This is a genomic window from Paracerasibacillus soli, assembly GCF_042432965.1.
GTDB classification, from domain to species: Bacteria; Bacillota; Bacilli; order Bacillales; family Amphibacillaceae; genus Paracerasibacillus; species Paracerasibacillus soli.
In genome coordinates this window covers 1-553 of sequence record NZ_JBHLWL010000053.1, presented here as the reverse complement: position 1 = coordinate 553, position 553 = coordinate 1, and the positions used below count along the sequence as shown (strand labels likewise).

General features: G+C 36.3%; 1 protein-coding gene. It reads left to right on the top strand.

Going from position 1 to position 553, the window contains the following annotated elements; all coding sequences use genetic code 11:
- Positions 1-553, top strand: a 553-nt coding sequence (locus ACFFIS_RS13785; RefSeq protein ID WP_390188032.1) for a DNA-methyltransferase, incomplete at both ends; no start/stop codon positions are given.

The window sequence follows — 553 nt, the reverse complement described above, 5'->3', positions numbered from 1 at the left end:
GTGGAGATAGTACGAAAAAAGAAACTTTTGATAAGTTAATGGAGAATAAAAAAGCAAACTTGGTTGTCACTGATCCACCTTATAATGTTGATTATGAAGGTAGTGCAGGCAAAATTAAAAATGACAATATGAATAACGATACATTTTACCAGTTTCTATTGGATGCTTTTACGAACACAGAAGATGCACTTGCGAAAGATGGCAGCATTTATGTGTTTCATGCGGATACAGAAGGACTTAATTTCCGTAGAGCATTTGAAGAAGCTGGTTTTTATTTATCTGGAACTTGTATTTGGAAGAAACAATCGCTTGTACTTGGTCGCTCACCTTATCAGTGGAAACACGAACCGATATTATTTGGTTGGAAAAAGAAGGGTAGGCACCGTTGGTATTCAGATAGGAAACAATCGACCATTTGGGAATTTGATAAACCAAAACGAAATGCCGATCATCCAACGATGAAACCAATTGCCTTAATTGCTTATCCAATCATGAATTCAAGTTTAACAAACAGTATTGTACTTGACCCGTTTGGTGGATCTGGTTCAACTTT